This is a genomic window from Methyloradius palustris (assembly GCF_019703875.1).
GTDB lineage: Bacteria > Pseudomonadota > Gammaproteobacteria > Burkholderiales > Methylophilaceae > Methyloradius > Methyloradius palustris.
On sequence record NZ_AP024110.1, the window covers coordinates 1,665,247 to 1,682,506 of the forward strand.

17 protein-coding genes are annotated in these 17,260 nt (G+C 41.0%); 1 reads left to right on the forward strand and 16 read right to left on the reverse strand.

The genetic code is table 11. The features are described 5' to 3' along the window. Positions 1–77: 77 nt before the first annotated feature. From ZMTM_RS08035 to ZMTM_RS08090, 12 genes are all read right to left on the reverse strand, one after another. Positions 78–1,127 (reverse strand): glycosyltransferase family 2 protein, encoded by a 1,050-nt coding sequence (locus tag ZMTM_RS08035; protein ID WP_221763389.1) that lies wholly within the window; start codon positions 1,125–1,127, stop codon positions 78–80. After that, on the reverse strand, positions 1,120–2,808 hold the full coding sequence (locus ZMTM_RS08040; RefSeq protein WP_225906993.1) for an ABC transporter ATP-binding protein: 1,689 nt from the start codon (positions 2,806–2,808) through the stop codon (positions 1,120–1,122). The genes ZMTM_RS08035 and ZMTM_RS08040 overlap by 8 nt, the downstream gene beginning before the upstream one ends. Before the next feature lie 134 nt (positions 2,809–2,942). Next, positions 2,943–3,842: an NAD-dependent epimerase/dehydratase family protein gene (locus tag ZMTM_RS08045; RefSeq protein ID WP_221763391.1), complete on the reverse strand. Its 900-nt coding sequence runs from the start codon at positions 3,840–3,842 to the stop codon at positions 2,943–2,945. A 243-nt stretch (positions 3,843–4,085) separates the two neighbouring features. Further along, a complete protein-coding gene (locus ZMTM_RS08050; protein WP_221763392.1) occupies positions 4,086–5,048 on the reverse strand; it encodes an NAD-dependent epimerase/dehydratase family protein in 963 nt (320 codons plus the stop codon). Between the two features lie 9 nt (positions 5,049–5,057). After that, positions 5,058–5,858, reverse strand: a complete 801-nt coding sequence (locus tag ZMTM_RS08055; RefSeq protein WP_221763393.1) for an aldolase/citrate lyase family protein — start codon at positions 5,856–5,858, stop codon at positions 5,058–5,060. Positions 5,859–5,880: 22 nt separating this feature from the next. Further along, positions 5,881–7,635 (reverse strand): thiamine pyrophosphate-binding protein, encoded by a 1,755-nt coding sequence (locus ZMTM_RS08060; RefSeq protein WP_221763394.1) that lies wholly within the window; start codon positions 7,633–7,635, stop codon positions 5,881–5,883. Then, positions 7,622–8,710, reverse strand: coding sequence for a 3-dehydroquinate synthase (locus ZMTM_RS08065; protein WP_221763395.1), 1,089 nt, complete (start codon positions 8,708–8,710; stop codon positions 7,622–7,624). The genes ZMTM_RS08060 and ZMTM_RS08065 overlap by 14 nt, the downstream gene beginning before the upstream one ends. Further along, positions 8,694–9,404, reverse strand: coding sequence for an SDR family NAD(P)-dependent oxidoreductase (locus tag ZMTM_RS08070; RefSeq protein WP_221763396.1), 711 nt, complete (start codon positions 9,402–9,404; stop codon positions 8,694–8,696). Before ZMTM_RS08070 ends, ZMTM_RS08065 begins: the two co-directional genes overlap by 17 nt. Then, the gene (rfbH, locus tag ZMTM_RS08075) at positions 9,404–10,723 is read right to left on the reverse strand and encodes a lipopolysaccharide biosynthesis protein RfbH (RefSeq protein WP_221763397.1); all 1,320 of its coding nucleotides are present in this window, start codon (positions 10,721–10,723) and stop codon (positions 9,404–9,406) included. Before rfbH ends, ZMTM_RS08070 begins: the two co-directional genes overlap by 1 nt. A 32-nt stretch (positions 10,724–10,755) precedes the next feature. Beyond that, complete coding sequence (gene rfbG / locus ZMTM_RS08080) at positions 10,756–11,835, reverse strand: CDP-glucose 4,6-dehydratase (protein WP_221765646.1); 1,080 nt, start codon at positions 11,833–11,835, stop codon at positions 10,756–10,758. Further along, complete coding sequence (gene rfbF / locus ZMTM_RS08085; RefSeq protein WP_221763398.1) at positions 11,832–12,605, reverse strand: glucose-1-phosphate cytidylyltransferase; 774 nt, start codon at positions 12,603–12,605, stop codon at positions 11,832–11,834. Before rfbF ends, rfbG begins: the two co-directional genes overlap by 4 nt. A gap of 117 nt (positions 12,606–12,722) precedes the next feature. Beyond that, a complete protein-coding gene (locus ZMTM_RS08090) occupies positions 12,723–13,058 on the reverse strand; it encodes a MarR family EPS-associated transcriptional regulator (protein WP_221763399.1) in 336 nt (111 codons plus the stop codon). Between the two features lie 155 nt (positions 13,059–13,213). On the opposite strand from ZMTM_RS08090, the gene ZMTM_RS08095 reads away from it, so the two are divergent. Next, entirely contained in the window at positions 13,214–13,909 is a 696-nt protein-coding gene (locus ZMTM_RS08095) for an SDR family oxidoreductase (RefSeq protein ID WP_221763400.1), read from the forward strand. A gap of 19 nt (positions 13,910–13,928) precedes the next feature. Here the strand turns inward: ZMTM_RS08095 and ZMTM_RS08100 are convergent, their stop codons facing one another. From ZMTM_RS08100 to moaD, 4 genes are all read right to left on the reverse strand, one after another. Next, positions 13,929–14,318, reverse strand: a complete 390-nt coding sequence (locus ZMTM_RS08100; RefSeq protein WP_221763401.1) for an RNA-binding S4 domain-containing protein — start codon at positions 14,316–14,318, stop codon at positions 13,929–13,931. A gap of 5 nt (positions 14,319–14,323) precedes the next feature. Then, on the reverse strand, positions 14,324–16,477 hold the full coding sequence (locus ZMTM_RS08105) for a Lon protease family protein (protein WP_221763402.1): 2,154 nt from the start codon (positions 16,475–16,477) through the stop codon (positions 14,324–14,326). Between the two features lie 74 nt (positions 16,478–16,551). After that, positions 16,552–17,004, reverse strand: coding sequence for a molybdopterin synthase catalytic subunit MoaE (gene moaE / locus ZMTM_RS08110; protein ID WP_221763403.1), 453 nt, complete (start codon positions 17,002–17,004; stop codon positions 16,552–16,554). Between the two features lies 1 nt (position 17,005). Further along, positions 17,006–17,257, reverse strand: a complete 252-nt coding sequence (gene moaD, locus ZMTM_RS08115; protein ID WP_221763404.1) for a molybdopterin converting factor subunit 1 — start codon at positions 17,255–17,257, stop codon at positions 17,006–17,008. Between the last annotated feature and the right edge of the window lie 3 nt (positions 17,258–17,260).

The window sequence follows — 17,260 nt, forward strand, 5'->3', positions numbered from 1 at the left end:
ACTTACAAAATTCTTGAGCAATCTAATTAAAAGACGAAAAAGTATCGATGTTGGGCATTAAAATTAATCACTCACTATTAATTAATAGGAAAGCGAAAGAGTCGAGCTCTTATCGTCCCCAAAACTATTCGAAGAATACTAAATGAAATGTGAGCATCAAAAATTAATTTTCTGATGCTATAGTTGCCTGAGAAATAAAGGTTTTTTCGTGAAAAATCTTTATAAAAATATAAGCCAATAGACAATAACTCTGCCAGATATACATCCCTAGATTCCATATCATAATGAAGACATAAATACTTATTCTCCATTAGAGCTTTATACCCAAAAGTTGCAGCAAGTATATTTCGAGTAAACACATCAATCACTAGCATATCTTTTTCCTGCCTTCTAAGCGCTAGAGAATTAATATGAGTTGTATAATTCAAAGCCACTTTTAGTCTACCCTCAGGAGAATAAAAAGCTTCTTTTGATTTTCCACTAGCATTATAAGATTTATGTTTAGCGGCTACTTCTGCAGTTTCAGTAATAAATACTTTGTTGTGGTAAATTGCGCCATCGCCCAATGTACAAAGCTCTGCGAAAATAAAATCCAATGCAAACACATCGACGAATCTAAAATCTGAAAATCTCTCAGTGTGATTAATCAACTTCAAAAATTCATTCTTAAAAAAATACCCTGTTGGATGATTTCCTTTGTACGCTACATTTTTTATTGCGAGAATCCCTTTGGAAAATATTTCAGGCAGAGATTTATTTAATGAATTAAGCTCACAAAAACCGCAACTAATATTTGTATGTTGCAAAAGAAATGATTTAAATTTAGTTATTTGATTGGCAATTAAATTATCTTTATCAGTTGAAAATACTAAATACTTTCCCCTTGCCTTATTTAAGACATTTAATCCATTGTACAAACCACCCATATTTTTCTCGTTACTAAAAAGTAACAGTCTTTCATCATTAATTGATTTGAGAATAGTTAAAGTATCATCAGTAGAGCAATTATCTAATACAACAACTTCAATATCGGCGTCACTACAAGAAAGGATATTTATAACTAAAGCATAAACACTTTGAGCCCTATTGTAGGTAGGAATACAGAAACTCAACGCTATTTCAGTCATTGATCAATCCATTTGTTTGATATATTTTACCGTCTCGCATTTCAATAATATGCGTACAGTTTTTAACTGTAGTAAGTCTATGGGCAATAATAAATATAGTAATGTTTTCACTTAAATTTTCGATAGCGTTCATAACAAATTGTTCAGTCTCATTATCTAATGCGCTGGTTGCCTCATCAAATATGATAATGTCTGCCTCCTTATATAGAGCACGAGCAATACCAATTCGTTGACGCTGTCCTCCAGATAGCTGAACACCTCTCTCACCAATAGTAGTGTTATATTTATTAGGCCACTCTTCAATCAGGTTTGCTATTTGCGCTTGCTCTGCTGCATGTTTTACTCGTTGAGAATCAATACTAGTTTTATGTATGCCAAAAGCTATATTTTCTTCAATACTATTATCAGACAAGTAAATTGCTTGAGGAACATGAGCAATTCGAGATTGCCATGCAGATAAATTAGGAGGAGTGATCTCCGTACCATCAACCTTAAGGCTACCTTCACTTGGTTGCAATAGCCCCATAACGATATCCAGAAGCGTGCTTTTGCCGCTTCCAGTAGTCCCAATAAACCCTACACGGCTACCTTTATTAATTACAAGATTCACTTCTCTAAATACCCATGGAGTTTGTTGGGTGTAGCGATATGAAATATTATTTAATCGAATATCCTTTTCAAACCTAATAGAGGCTTTAGAAAGGCTAATTTGATGATCAGGTATCTTTTGATCTAATAACTCGAGCGCATCCTGCAAAGAGGCTTGTGCTCCGTGGATTGTCGACCACGCCCAATAAATTTGTTGTAATGCCGGTAACAAGCGCTGCATACCAAGCGCTATAGCTGCAAGAGTTGGCACCGCTGCAGCAGCATTAGTAGCCTGTTTAGTAAGAATATAGGCAAGAATTGCCAGTAGCATCATGGCCAAAACTTCCATAAAATACCGTGGTCCATTGCTTAATATCTGGTTGCTACCTTGAGCTCTTCGCAGTTTTTTCTCAGATTTAAGGTACTTCTCACAAAAGTAATCTTGTGTGCCGTCAATTAATACGTCTCGAATCCCTCCCAAACCTTCTTGCAAGGACTTAAGAGTCTGGTTTGATTCATAAGCAATTTGCTCACTATTTTTTCTAACAATATTCTTAGTCAGCTTAATTATGACAACGTAAGCAAGCCCACAACATCCAAAGGTTACTAAGACAGTTACTGGAATTATTGATATCAAAGCAACATTAATTGCTAATAGCATTACACATGCACTAAAAAATATTAAACAAGGTATAAGGATATAGGAGATAACCTCACTGATCTTTCCTGTAATACCACTAATTACTTCGCTACTATTCCGTGAAATATGAACTGAATATGGCTGGTATAAAGTACGGCGAAAAACGTTAATACTGAGATCAATTCCAATAGCAAAAGATAATCGCATAGTCGACCATAAAACTAATAATCTCATTGCTCCCGCCACGACCGCTGCTATACAAAAAACAATAGTTAAGGGGAAAAGTAACTGACCTGGCGATGTTATTCCCAATACTTTGATGAAAGGCTGGGCAAGAGGATGCTCAAAAATGCGATTAGGATCAGTTAGAATTCCAAGGAAAGGCAATACAGCGCCAACACTTACAATCTCTGTGAACGAAGAAATAATCATGAATACAATTAAGAATTTCAACTGCAACCTTCTACGCCAACTTATATGGCTCCAAAGTCGGCGTAGAAGTTGTGATATAGGTTGAGCTGAGGCCAAGATATTATTACGCTCACTAATGGTATATGGATAAATACTTCGAAAATCTTAATGTCATTTTAATAATCAATATCTACCATATAGAGAGTAAATATTTTTAATAATCCCTCCTCAATATTAACTTTTGCTGTCCATCCCAGATCATTCATAGCACTAACATCTGCTTTTGAATCCATTATCTCGTCACTTCGATACTCAATAGCCCCAAAACATAAAGCTGATGAACTATGAGATAAATCTTTGACTGATTGTGAAAAGTCCCTGACTTGCAAACTATTACCTGTTCCCACTTCAAAATTTTTGAAAGTAAAACTGTGATTGCTTCCATATTTAATAAGTGTCACAAATGCATCAGTTACGTCATCCACATAAATAAAATCACGTTTTTGATGCCCATGTGTAAGATTAACTTGCGAAATTCGCTCAACTGCAATTGCTTGTACTAGGCTCTCTACAAACTTTGACCTACTATCGTATGGACCGTACATATGCTCCAAGGTGACATTAATTATATTAATTTGAGTTGAGAACTGTTTGAGCCAAACTAATAAGCTTTTTTTCGATAACGAGTAATTTAATAGGTTTGAGTAGGTACTGCCAGCTTTATTAAAATATGAGTCTGTATTGATAAAACATTGCACTCCATACTCAATACCAAGTTCCAATAAGCGAATTGGCAATATTAGATTAGCATCTAATATTTTAGAAATACTGCCATTCCCACGTCCGTATTCAGTTGCAGTGTGCACTATCACATCAACTTTATTTTGCTCAAAAATTGAGCGTAGAGATATTTCTTCACAATTGTAAAATCTAAAATTTGGATGATTTAACCATTTATTAATTCGTGAGAAATTTGAGTTTACTCTAACAACAGCTATCACCTTATAGCCCTGGCTCAACAACTTACCAAGTAAATGACTTCCTAAAAATCCCGTTGCGCCTGTCAAAACTATCAAGCTAGCAGTCCCCCAAAGTCTATATTCTCATTCATTACATGTACCTATTATTTTATCAAACTCAATAGTGACTATTTTTCAATAGCTGACCACACGCTGACATCCATTCCCGAAGTTAGAATATTTACTTAGAACTAATTCTAAATAAATACCCATTATCTAAATAAACTCAAAGTTATATCTCTTTATCTTTGGAATAATGTCATCCAATTTAATCTAAAGCTCTTCTGCAATCCTTTAAGATTAAATTCTTAATAACTTCACTTTTTTAATGGTTTCTAGTATTGCATCTTCAAGACTATATTTAATCTTAAGGTTTAACTCTGATTTGGCTTTTTCAATTGATGGAATATATCGGTCCACTTGGTCGTCAATTATTGCGGGCACTTGGGCGGATGCATTTGTAATCTTCGCTACTTCTCTCGCTAAATCTCCAACTAATACCTGCTTATCAGAACCAACATTATATGCAGGGCATTCATTCGAAGAGTGATCCGCAATAGTCATTAGCCACTCAACGAGATCATCGGCATACATATAGCTTCGATAGACTTTGTGCTGAGTTTTTACAACCACACTTCTGCCTTTAAGAGCATCTTCAATAAAATTACCAATAGCAAAATGTTGATCTCTTGGTAGCCAGCATCCAACAAAAGCAAAGCACCGGGCAATGCTCAAATTGATACCTTCTGCCGCTAAGTTGCGGATTGCATTTTCCGCAGTAATCTTACCGATTGCATAGTCTAACTTACCTACTTCCATACTTTCTATCGAATAAGGTTTTGTATCTTCCGCCAACTTTTCAACATCAAATGGCTGAACACCATATACCGCACCTGAACTTACATAGACAATTTTGCTATTGCGATGAAATTTCCGTGCAAGATTACAATAATTGAGTGTTCCTGCCTCTATATTGTTTTTTTCATGTTCAGGTTTGAATAAATAATCTCGGATATCGGTAGATGCTGCTGCGTGTATTACATATTCAGCAAAAGGTAAGGTTTCGACATTAGTAATGTTTGATGAATACAGTACGACATTAGATGTTACAAGCTGCGGTGCCTGCTCTAAAAGAGTATTTGCATTGCGAGACATCACAATAATTCTTGAAATGTGCCATGGATATAAAAGACCACGAGCAAAAGCATCTAGGATTGATTTCCCAAAGAAACCTGTTCCACCAATCACTAATAATGTATTCATTTTGCAAATCTACTGTTCGTCTAGAACCTTCCAACGGCTTTCTAGCATCTCTATTCTTGCCTCATCTTCACGCATGATCACTGAATGATAATCACGCTTGTTCATAAGCCATAACATTTCAAATTTGACAGCCTCAAGCAATCCATCTTGAATACCAGCACTAGTAATTGCAGAAGAGTCAAAAATTACTTTGCGCGTTTCAAATCTTGTCAAATGCGCTTTGTTAATCGCATTTAACATATCTAAAGCATCTATAGAGACAGCACCGCCTACAACCATATCCAACTTGTGTGCCAAGCATACTTTAGCTGCCTGTATGCAGTAATCTGTAACTTTTTCAGTATTGATGTCCAGCCTAGACCAACCTAATGAGCCTACGAAATCTACTCGCCCAAAGACCATTCCATCTAAGCCATTTTCAGCGGATGCAAGTTTTGCCATCTCGTCGAGATGATTAAAAGCAGTAATTGTTTCTACATTGAAAAGGAAATTCGTGTCCTGCTGCTCAAACTTGTCATAGATCTTATTTTTGGCTTCTATAAACTTGCTCAATGCATAAGGGGTCTCAACCATGGGTGCCACGATATATTCAACGCCAAGTTGTTTGCTCTCGATTAAGTCTCTAATCGCTTCACAACCACCTATTTTCAGTGCGAAGTTCAAGTCGGCTTTGCGGGCAATTTCAATCAACCTCAATAATTCGTCTATTCGTGTGCCTTCGGCCTCAAACTCTGCCTTAACAGCCACAGCCCCACACTCTTGCTTGAGTTTTTTTAAAATACCAAGCATTTTTCTTTCACGTTGATTCATGTTATTAAATCTCGCTTTTCTTTTAAATTAAGTATTTAGCAACTCTTGCGTATTGTTCTTCAGGCAAATCGGGGGTCATTAGATGTAATGGATTTGATTCCATGGATCCAACTTCAGTAATTCTGCTAGTAATTTTAGGTAAATACGTTTGCTCGGGATCAATAGGAACTATAAAGGCAATCACACCCTTTGATTCAAACAATGTTTGAAATTGCTGATCACTCGCAAAGTCTGAAGTTAATCTCAACGCGGGAACATCCCAAACAGCAAAAAGCTTTTCCCAGTTTGGAAGCCCCAATCCAGTAGCAATGTCACAGCCAATATATGCGCCCCCAAAATAATTTCGTTGGGTCGCTCGAATTGACGCATAGCCTGAGTCATCAAAAATGAATATCTTTAAGTTAAGCTGATTGATAGCCGCGGTGCCTATTTCCTGAATATTCTGAGAAAAACCACCATCGCCTTCGACCAATACAACACGGCTATCAGGATTAGCAACTGCAGCACCTATGGCACCAGAGAGCCCGTAGCCCATTGAAGCTAAGCCTTTGTTAGTGACTATTTTCTGTTGAGATTTTTGTTCAAAGGTTTGCATCATAATGGTGAAAGCTCCTCCACTACTGCATGGAATTATCACATCAGTATCGCCACAGACTTTTGATATCTTCTCAGCAAAAACATATGGGGAGATATATTCAGGACCAGTCTTATTGATTGGCTCGACTAGAGGAATTTCACTCCTGATATAACGAGCATAACTTAGCCAGTCCAAATGATCTTTTAATGGTTGATTTAATAATGCTTCAAGAAATGTATTTGCATCGCCAAGCAAGGCCAAATCAACTTTTGGATGCCCTTTTTCAAGCTCAGCAGTATCAATATCAATCTGAACAATCTGACCGATTGGTATAAATTTTTGCCAATTAAATCCAGTTTGCTGCATTCCCAACCTAGTTCCCACCGCTATCAGTAGATCAGTTTGCTGGATAATAAGGTTGGCACTTCTTTGCCCCCAAGTATTAGGTCGGCCCATAAAATTAGGCTGATCAAATGGAACTCGGTCAGCTGCATTCCATGTAGTTAAAATCGGAATGTTTAAAATACTTAATTTACGGAGCAAACGGGAAGCAGTTGCGCGGCTAACGCCACCTCCGATAAGCAATACTGGTCTTTGTGCATCATTCATTCTTGATGCAACATCCATTACCATATCTTGATTGATAATAGGAATTTTAGATGTCGATTTACTATCTTCAGCATGGTAATCAACAACTCTTGCCTGAATATCGATTGGAATCTCGAGAAAAACAGGCCCTGGTCGATTTAAGCCCTCATGTTTAATTAAAGATTGGAAGGATTGAAAATCAACCGGAGCATCTAGTAAAGTCGAATTCACAGTAATGGAACTTGTGATGGATATTCCATCAATCTCTTGAATACCTCGTTGCCGTAAACGACCACGCGCAAGGTCTGCCGTTTTAACTTGCCCGCCCAATACAAGCAACTCTCTACTTTCCAAAAATGCCCCAGCAATAGCAGTAACAATATTGGTTAACCCTGGCCCTGCAGTTATTAAAGCCAGCGCTTTATTACCGTTGGATGTTTCATTAAAGTACTCAGTAGCGATACCTGCCGCAACTTCATGAATAACAGGGATGCATATTAATTTTTTGCTGAGGCTCTCAATCAAATGCATGATGTTGCCACCGCCAACATAGAAACAATGAGTATATCCAAGCTTCACTAGCCAGTTGGCAATTTGATCACTGTACTTCATACAACCCTTTTATTTTTTCAAATGAATTAAAGAATATTTTTTCAAAATCATCGTCTTTATTGATATATATTCGTTCCAAATAGCCGTTTCTGTCAGGCACGATAATCACATATTTATCCGTGGTATGTTTCTTGTCTGATTGAAATTTATCAAACAATAACTGCCCTGATATTGCGCTAAGGTGTTTTCCCAAGCTTGGCACACCGCGAAGCAATACCGACAAATAATGACTAAGCATCTGCACTCTTGGGTGTGAACACCCAGAGCTCTCTAGCTGAGTTGAAATGTGTAACGCCATCTGCATTCCAACTCCAACGGCCACACCATGGGTAATTGAAAAATGGCCCGCAGCCTCAATAGCATGGCCAAAAGTATGGCCAAAATTCAATAACAATCTTATGCCCTGATCAAACTCATCTTCTTCAATAAAATTTTTCTTGGTTAGCAAGCTAAGGGAGATTACTTGTGAGAGTTTTTCTTTTGTTACTAGCCCATCTGTTTCTGTAAGCCTCAAATACTCATGAAACGCAGCACCTTGATTAGCAAAACATATTTTCACGGCTTCAGATAGCCCTGCAATCATTTCTGCATGAGCCAAGGTATTACAAAAGTCAGTCTCGATTAGAATATTTTCCGGGGGATAAAAATTACCCGCAATATTCTTATACTTGCCAACATTGATGGATGACTTACCGCCCACACAAGAATCAACCATAGCCAATAAAGTAGTTGGATAGTATGTCCAGGAAATACCTCGCATAAAGACGGATGCGCTGAATGTAGCTATATCTTGGATAATACCGCCACCAACAGCAATTAAATGGCTGTTTCTATTAGCGCCCTTTGCCCGTAATTGCTCGATCACAAAGGCTACTGTTTCTAAACTTTTGGATTCTTCCACTGAGGTAATAGCGATTAAGTTTTGAGCGTTAAGATAGGGATATAGGTCAAGCACTAATTGGTCGACTAATACAAAGCTCTGGTCAGGACGATAGCGTTTCTCTTTGAGTAAGTTCGTAAGAACCTCAACTTGGTAATTTTTACTGCTGGAATGGATTTCAAATGACGCGGACATCTGAGTAACCTAAGTCTATTTTAATAAACTGCCCAGTCAGGCCTGTATTTTCAGAAGAACATAAGAAATAAACTACATTTGCTACATCATCCAGATTTGCCAAGCGACCAAACTGAGTAGAGTTTTCAATCGCTGACACCTGTTCTTTTGCCAGGTTTTTATGCGTCATTGGAGTATCCAATGCGCCGGGCAGTACTGCATTAATTAAATGGCTTTCGCTCCCAAGATCATTGACAAGCGATAAAACCAGTCCATGAATCGCTGACTTACTTACACCGTAGGACAACTTATTTTGCCGGGAAATATTCTGCCAAATAGAGCTAATGAGGCAAAGCCTTGCAGGTTTTTTCAGAATTTCATTTTCAAGAAGAATATTCAAAGTCTTGAGAATATACAAAACATTTGCCTCATAAATTTCACGATGCTTTTGCTCGTCAAAACTATAGATGTTGTCATTCCAGTTTTGCCCTTGAGCCCAGCAAATAGAATCAAAAGGACCTTCGTTTTTGAGTCTGGATAACGGGGGACTACTATTAGCATCAAAAGGACTCCATGACACTCTGGTATTAGAGTCAATATCTTCTCGAGTGACGCCTAGCACGTCCCAAGCTGCATTCAAAAACTTTTGTTCGATAGCTGACCCTATAGAGCCATTTACTCCGAATAAAAGTATTTTTTGTTTTTGTTGAGCCATCAATCGAAATTAACGCCAAGATATGATTCAATTTTAGCAATCGTAAAATCCAGCATTTCTATTGTCAGCCCTGGATATACACCAACCCAGAAACTATTATTCATGACAACATCAGTATTGGTGAGCTCACCACTTACCCTGTAATTTCTGCCAAGCATATAAGGCTGACGGGTTAAGTTGCCGGCAAATAACAAACGCGTACCAATTTTATTCTGGTCAAGGTAATTTAATAAATCTACCCTGCGAACATCAGCCTCTGGCTTGATTGTCATCAAGAAACCAAACCATGAGGGATCACTATTTGGAGTAGCTTCGGGGAGAATTAAAAACTCTTCGCATGATGCCAGCCTGGATTTAAGATAGGCGAAATTATCTTTACGTGCTTGCACAAAACTATCTAGCTTATCCATTTGCGCTAGGCCACAAGCGGCCTGCATATCAGTAATCTTCAGGTTGTAGCCTAGGTGAGCATAGGTATATTTGTGGTCATAGCCCTCAGGCAAGGTACCGAGTTTCCAACAAAAGCGTTTGCCACAGGTGTTGTCTTTACCTGGCGCGCAGTAACAATCACGGCCCCAATCACGGAAAGACTCAGCGATCAATTTAAGCTCTGGGTTGTTAGTAAAAACTGCCCCGCCCTCGCCCATTGTGATGTGGTGGGCCGGATAAAAACTAAGTGTGCCAATATCGCCGAATGTGCCAGTTAATTGCCCACTATAGGTCGAGCCGAGCGCATCACAATTGTCTTCAACCAGCCATAATCCATGCTTTTGGCAAATCTCTTTTACTACTTTGATATTGAAAGGGTTTCCCAAAGAATGAGCCAACATGATGGCTTTGGTTTTGGGGCTGATGGCAGCTTCGATTTTGTCGACATCAATATTGTGTGTTGCAACATCAATATCAACAAAAACTGGCACAGCACCAAACTGCAAAATTGGGTTAACCGTAGTAGGGAAACCAGCAGCTACCCCAATCACCTCGTCACCCGGCTTAATAGCACGATGGCCCAGTCTAGGAGAGGTAAGTGCGGAAAAGGCTAGTAAGTTTGCAGATGAGCCTGAGTTGGTAGTGATTAAAAATTTAACACCCAGATATTCGGCCAAGCGCTTCTCAAATGCTTCATTAAAGCGGCCTGTCGTGAGCCATCCATCTAAAGATGCTTCCACCATGCTTTTAAGTTCATTTCCATCGAGTACTTTGCCTGATGGAGGTACAACGGTCGTGCCTGCCTCAAAAGCTTTAGGCGCATATTTGAGCGCTGCGTATTCATCAACCAGAGTTGCAATTTTTTGACGAATCTCTTGGGCTTTATCCAAAATATTATTCCTTCTTACATTTTCATTTAAAATTAAAGGGGCTTAGTAGCTGTATAGCTCTTTATTTCATTAATCGTATATTCATGCATATCTTGGTTCTCCAAATGCGCTTTATGCCAATCCACTATCTTCTCAATAGAATTCCGGATAGACCATCTTGGCTGCCAGTCAAGTAACTGGCGCGCTTTAGTGCAATCCAGCTTTAAATAATGCGCCTCATGCAAGTCTGCTTTAGTACTATCAATATGATAGCTCGCGCCATCACCCCAGCTTTTAACCATGGAAGCTACAATCCACTCAACGGGCTTTGCATCCTGGTCATATGGTCCAAAATTCCAAGCTTGAGAGAATTTCGCACCTTGCGAAAATAAGCGCTCAGCTAATAACAAATAACCACTTAATGGCTCTAAAACATGCTGCCATGGGCGAATAGCATTGGGACTTCTGATAATGACTTTATCTTTTGCACTAATGGCACGAATGATATCTGGGACTAATCGTTCATCTGCCCAATCCCCGCCGCCAATTACGTTGCCAGCTCTTGCAGAAGCAATTCCAACGCCATGGGTAGCGCAATTTTGCGGATTAAAAAATGAATTACGATATGCTGATGTCACAAGTTCCGCACAGCCTTTACTGCTACTGTATGGGTCATATCCACCCATTGCCTCATCTTCGCGATAACCCCATAACCATTCACGGTTCTCATATGACTTATCGCTGGTCACGTTCACCACCGCTTTAACACTGGAGCTATGGCGTATTGCCTCTAAAAGGTTTACCGTACCCATGACGTTCGTAGAATAAGTCTCTACTGGCTCCATGTATGAATAGCGCACAAGTGGTTGCGCTGCCATGTGGATGACAACTTCAGGATTGTATTCAGCAAAAACTTTTTGCAGATGCGGGAGATCACGTATATCGCCAATAATACTTGTCATACCCTCAGCGACTCTTGCTGTCTGGAACAGATTAGGGGTTGTCGATGGTGCTAGCGCATAACCAATCACATTAGCCTCTAATGATTGCAACCAGAGCGATATCCAGCTGCCTTTGAAGCCAGTGTGTCCAGTGACTAGAACACGTTTCCCCTTCCAGAAATTCGGATTCATGACCAAGTTTTCCAAGGTGCTTTGCCTGATTGCCATAAATCTTCGAGATATACTTTGTCACGCAAGGTATCCATCGGCTGCCAGAAATCATCATGATTAAAAGCCGCAAGCTGGCCCTCTTCCGCTAACCGCTCTAATGGCTCTTTTTCCCAAACAGTCTCATCGTCGGCTATATAATCAATAACTTCAGGAGACATTACGAAAAACCCGCCGTTAACCATGGCGCCATCACCTTTTGGTTTTTCCCGAAAGCTAGCAACTTTAGGGCCTTTGATTTCCAAAGCACCAAAACGTCCAGGGGGTAATGTAGCAGTGAGTGTGGCCTTAACATTTTGAGACTTATGAAAATTAATAAGATCAGTAATATTAATATTGCTGACACCATCGCCATAAGTAAAACAAAAAACATCTTCATCTTTTAAGTAGTTAACAACTCTTTTAAGACGGCCACCAGTCATCGTATTTTCACCAGTATCAACCAAAGTCACGCGCCAAGGCTCGACATTGCGTTGATGAACCTCCATTTTATTTGCTTGCATATCAAACGTAATATCAGACATATGCAAGAAATAATTCGCGAAGTACTCCTTGATTACATAGCCTTTGTAGCCACAGCAGACGATAAAATCATTAATGCCGTGCGCAGAATAAATCTTCATGATGTGCCATAAAATAGGGCGTCCACCAATTTCGATCATAGGCTTAGGCCGTAAAGAGGTCTCTTCGCTTATACGTGTACCTAAACCACCAGCAAGAATCACTGCTTTCATTTAATTTCCTTATATCGAGCTCGACACTTCAATTAAGCGAGGTGATCTATTTTATTCTCTTTATTTCCAAGATTAGCTCTAATTACATCTTACTAATTTTACTAAAAATGAATGCACTCATAATCTTTTATTATCTGTTACAACCTCTCGATGTAATTCTTCAAGCTCAGCTTTCAATGTTTCATATTGTTGTAATTTATATTTGAGGAATCGTACTGTAATACTTGCCTTTTCTTCCATGCCACTAGGTGTCAACAGATACATATACGCCAGCTTATTTTTGCTGTTGCGGAAATTGGTGGCTTTTAGAAAACCAACATCCATCAGGGCTTTCAGACAAAAATTTGCTTTACCAAGACTGATGCCAAGGACCTGTGCGAGTTCGCGCTGACTGATCTCGGGCTGAGCTTCGATCAGTTTTAATATCTTGTAACGATATTCATCTGTGAGCATGTTTTAGTAGAATGCAGTCCTGTAAAGATAGTGCGTTCAAATACTGAACGCAGTTTAGCAAATAAATTAATCATTGAACAAGCGTATATTTATAACATCTATACAATATTCTTTATTGCCTTACTATTTAAAACATAAAACTGGAGATTTTTATCATGCCTAATGTGTTGATCACTGGCGCTAACCGTGGCCTGGGGCTTGAATTTAGCAAACAATATGCTGAAGATGGCTGGCGCGTGTTCGCCTGTTGCCGCAATCCTGATACAGCTAAAGAACTACTGGAATTAACAGCCAAGCATAGCAGCCTGATCAGTATTCACACACTGGATGTAGGCAACTTCAACCAGATTGATGAATTAGCGCAATCATTCAGTCAGCCGATTGATATTTTATTGAATAATGCGGGCATCTACCCTGCCAGCCCAAATGGGAAATTAGCCAATAGTGATTATGATAAATGGCTGGAAGCCTTTCGCATCAACAGCTTGGCTCCTTTCAAGATGGCGCAGGCATTTGCTGGCCAGATTGAAAAAGGTCAAATCAAGAAAATTATTAATCTCACCAGCAAAATGGGGAGCCTCGACGATAACACCAGTGGGGGCAGCTATATTTATCGCTCCAGTAAGACTGCACTGAATATGATCATCAAAAGCCTCTCGTTTGAGTTGGCTCCACATGGCATCAGCACCATCGTGCTACATCCAGGTTGGGTACAAACCGATATGGGTGGGCCTAATGGGCTGATTAATGCGCAGCAGAGCGTAAGTGGCATGCGCAAGGTAATCGAAAAACTGACCTTGGCCGATAGCGGAAAATTCTTTGCTTATGATGGGAAAGTAGTTCCCTGGTAACTCAAATTAGAGCCGTCTGTTAGATACCCGTGAAACGCCGTATTTCGCGTAACTGACGTTTGGTCGGGCGCCCTGCTCCACGCTCGCGTTTACCATGATCAGCTTCACGGGTAACAGCGGCATCTGCGCGTTTGGCTTGGCTGGCTGGTGTTTCAGAGTACAACAGAGCCGCCTCTGGTGCACCTTTACGCTGCATGGATAAGCCAGTCACGCTGACCTCAATCTCAAAGTCCTTGCGGCGTATGTGAATAACTTGTCCAAGTTTGACTTCCTTTGCCGGCTTTACGCGTTCGCCATCGACATGAATCTTGCCACCATCAATTGCATCGGTAGCCAAGCTACGGGTCTTGAAAAATCGGGCAGCCCATAGCCATTTATCCAGCCTGCATTTGTTATCCACATCAGTCATGAAGATTAGCGTTCGTACAAACCTGCCTGCTGGTTATTCAGGTGATGGTTGTTGCGGTAGATATCGCGATAATTTCTCAGCGCATTCTGCACTTCACCCATCACAGTGTTTTCGAGGTAATTACCATAGACATCTGGCTGGCCTGCGGCGAGCCCTGTCAATAAGGCAATGCCATCAAGCACATGCGCTATGGTGTATATGTGGAACTGACCTTGCGCAACCGCATGAATGACTTCTTGATCCAATAACAAATGTAGTCGATTACGAGCGGGGATAATCACGCCCTGTGTGCCATCTAGGCCTGATTGTTGGCATACCCGAAAATAACCTTCAATTTTCTCATTCACGCCACCAATCGGCATCACTTCACCATGCTGGTTCAATGCGCCTGTCACGGCAATCCCTTGCGGCAATGCCAAGCCTGACAAATCAGATAGCAAAGCGAATAACTCTGCACACGAAGCAGAGTCACCTTCCACGCCATAGTATTCCTGCTCAAATACAATAGACGCGTGCATCGCCAAAGGTGCCAAATTGGCGAAGCTGGCAGAAAGCCAACTCTGCAGGATGTATATGCCTTTATCATGATTCGGGCCGCTCATCTTGACCTCGCGGTCAATATTGATCACGCCCTTGTCACCCGCGTGGCAGCGGGCTGAGATTCTTACTGGCGAGCCAAAACTCGCATCTCCAAGGTCTATATGTGAGAGGCCATTAATCTGGCCAACCACCTTGCCTTTCAGACTAATGAGCAGTTCTCCATCAATTATGGAATGGCGAAGCTGCTGCTCGGGGTGTTGATGGCGTTGATATTGTTGCTTTAGCGCGCACTCCACATGCATAGCTGAGATTAGAGATGCATCTCCAGCTATCGCGGCGCTCTCAAAAAGCAAAGCTCGCAAATACGAAAAATCTGTACTAACTCGGGTTTGGTCATCGATTCTGCGCTGCATCTGTCGGATGACAATAGCCACTGCATCAGCACTCAAATGAGGCAAGTTGTGTTCTGCGGATTGCTGGCTAATATATTGCGCAACTGCCTGATAATTCGCTGGTGTAGCGGAGAATCTTTCGACGAAATCCACTTTAATTTTAAAGTAGCGGGCAAACTCATAAGACTCTTCTTGCAACGCGTAGTAATCCTCGCGCGAAGCAATCAGCACAACCTTGACGACAGCTTTTAAAGGCTCAAGTGAGCAATGCCCCGCGCTACTTTGTGCTGAAGACCCTGCAGACTCTTCAACTTGCACGTGTCCGTTGCGCAAAAAACGGTGTAGCTTTTCAATGATCTGGCTGCCATTCTGCTGATCCGCATGAATATCGCGCAGATGTAGCATCAGCATGCCACCATTGGCTTTTAGCAGATTGCCCGCACGAATGCGCATAAAGTCAGGTGTGGTATTGCCATCGCCCGTGCTTTCCAGCCCGCCAAAAAGCGATAACATCGATGGGTCATCATCGTAAATGACTGGTGCGCCTTTGGCGTTGCGGTGATCCACCAGTAAGTTAACGCGATAACGGCTTAAAAGGCTCTCCAGATCACCATCTGCATCATTGCTACCAGACTGGAATACTTCGATGTTTTCTAAAGTGTCTTGTTTAAGTGCATTCAAATAAGTGCTGAGTTTACTGTCATCAATCACTTGGCTTTTAAGGCTAGTGTTGATTTTAGCCAATTCAAGAGTCAAGAAATCTGCAATAGCTTGGTGTTTACAAGCAGGCTCGCTTTCGCTCTTGTTCTCTACCTTTGCAGCCTCAGCCAGCATTGCTGGAATGGTTTTGGCAAGCAATCGGATGTACGCATCCATTGCCTGCCGCAACGCAGCACCTGCACCCGCTTGCAAATAGAGGGCTATAGGCGTTTCGGGAACCTCTATATTGTTCAATATGACGAGATCATGCGGCTTTTCAGATTGTGCAGCGATTTCTTGCATCAACTTCAACGTCAACGAAGTACGGCCAGCACCAGGCTCACCCAGCACGATTAAATGAAACCCTGGTTGCTGCATCGTCAAACCAAATCTTGCTGCAGTTTCAGCCTCTGCCTGCCCTATCCAGCTTGCACCAGAGGTTTGTATGAGTTCAGAGGTATCTGAGAAGCCGAGTGCATGGGCATCGATTTGAACAGTCAAAGATTCTGGGTTTAGCGTAGTTAGCATTTAGTTTTTATAGTTACCGTACTGTTGATCGAGATTGAAATGAAGTTGAGTGATAAGTGCGACAATGATTAATTCTAGACCTGCCAGCGCTCTCGTGCGGCGTCATCAGAGATTTTAGCCTCCACCCAACGCTCGCCGTTGGGAGTTTGTTCTTTTTTCCAGAATGGCGCTTCTGTCTTGAGGAAATCCATAATGAATTCACAGGCAGAAAAAGCCTCGCCGCGATGCGCACCACTGACAGCAACCAGCACAATCTCGTCTGTAGGCTTTAATTCACCCACTCTATGTATCACCAAGGCATCGAAGATATTCCAGCGCTGTTTGGCAGTAGCAATGATGTTTTCTAATGCCGCCTCGGTCATTCCGGGATAATGCTCCAGTGTGAGCGTACTCACCTGCTCACCATCATTCAGGTCACGTACCTGACCGACAAAAGAAACCACCGCACCCGTATCAGGGCGGCTCAAACGCAAACGACTAATTTCAGCGCCTGCGTCAAAATCTTCCGCCTGAACCCTCACTGACATATCAACCACCAGTCACTGGTGGGAAAAATGCCACTTCATCGCCAGCTTTGATGATGGCATCATTTGTCACGAGGGTTTGGTTAACAGCTACACGCACATTTTTATTCGCTGCTAAGTGCTGCCAATCCGCACCACGGGCAGCAAGCTTTACCACTAAGTCCGCAACCGAAATCTCAGGCTCAGCAAGTATGATTTGCTCGGTAGAAACGCCGAGTTGTTCCCGTAAACTCGCAAAATAAAGCACTTTGATCATATT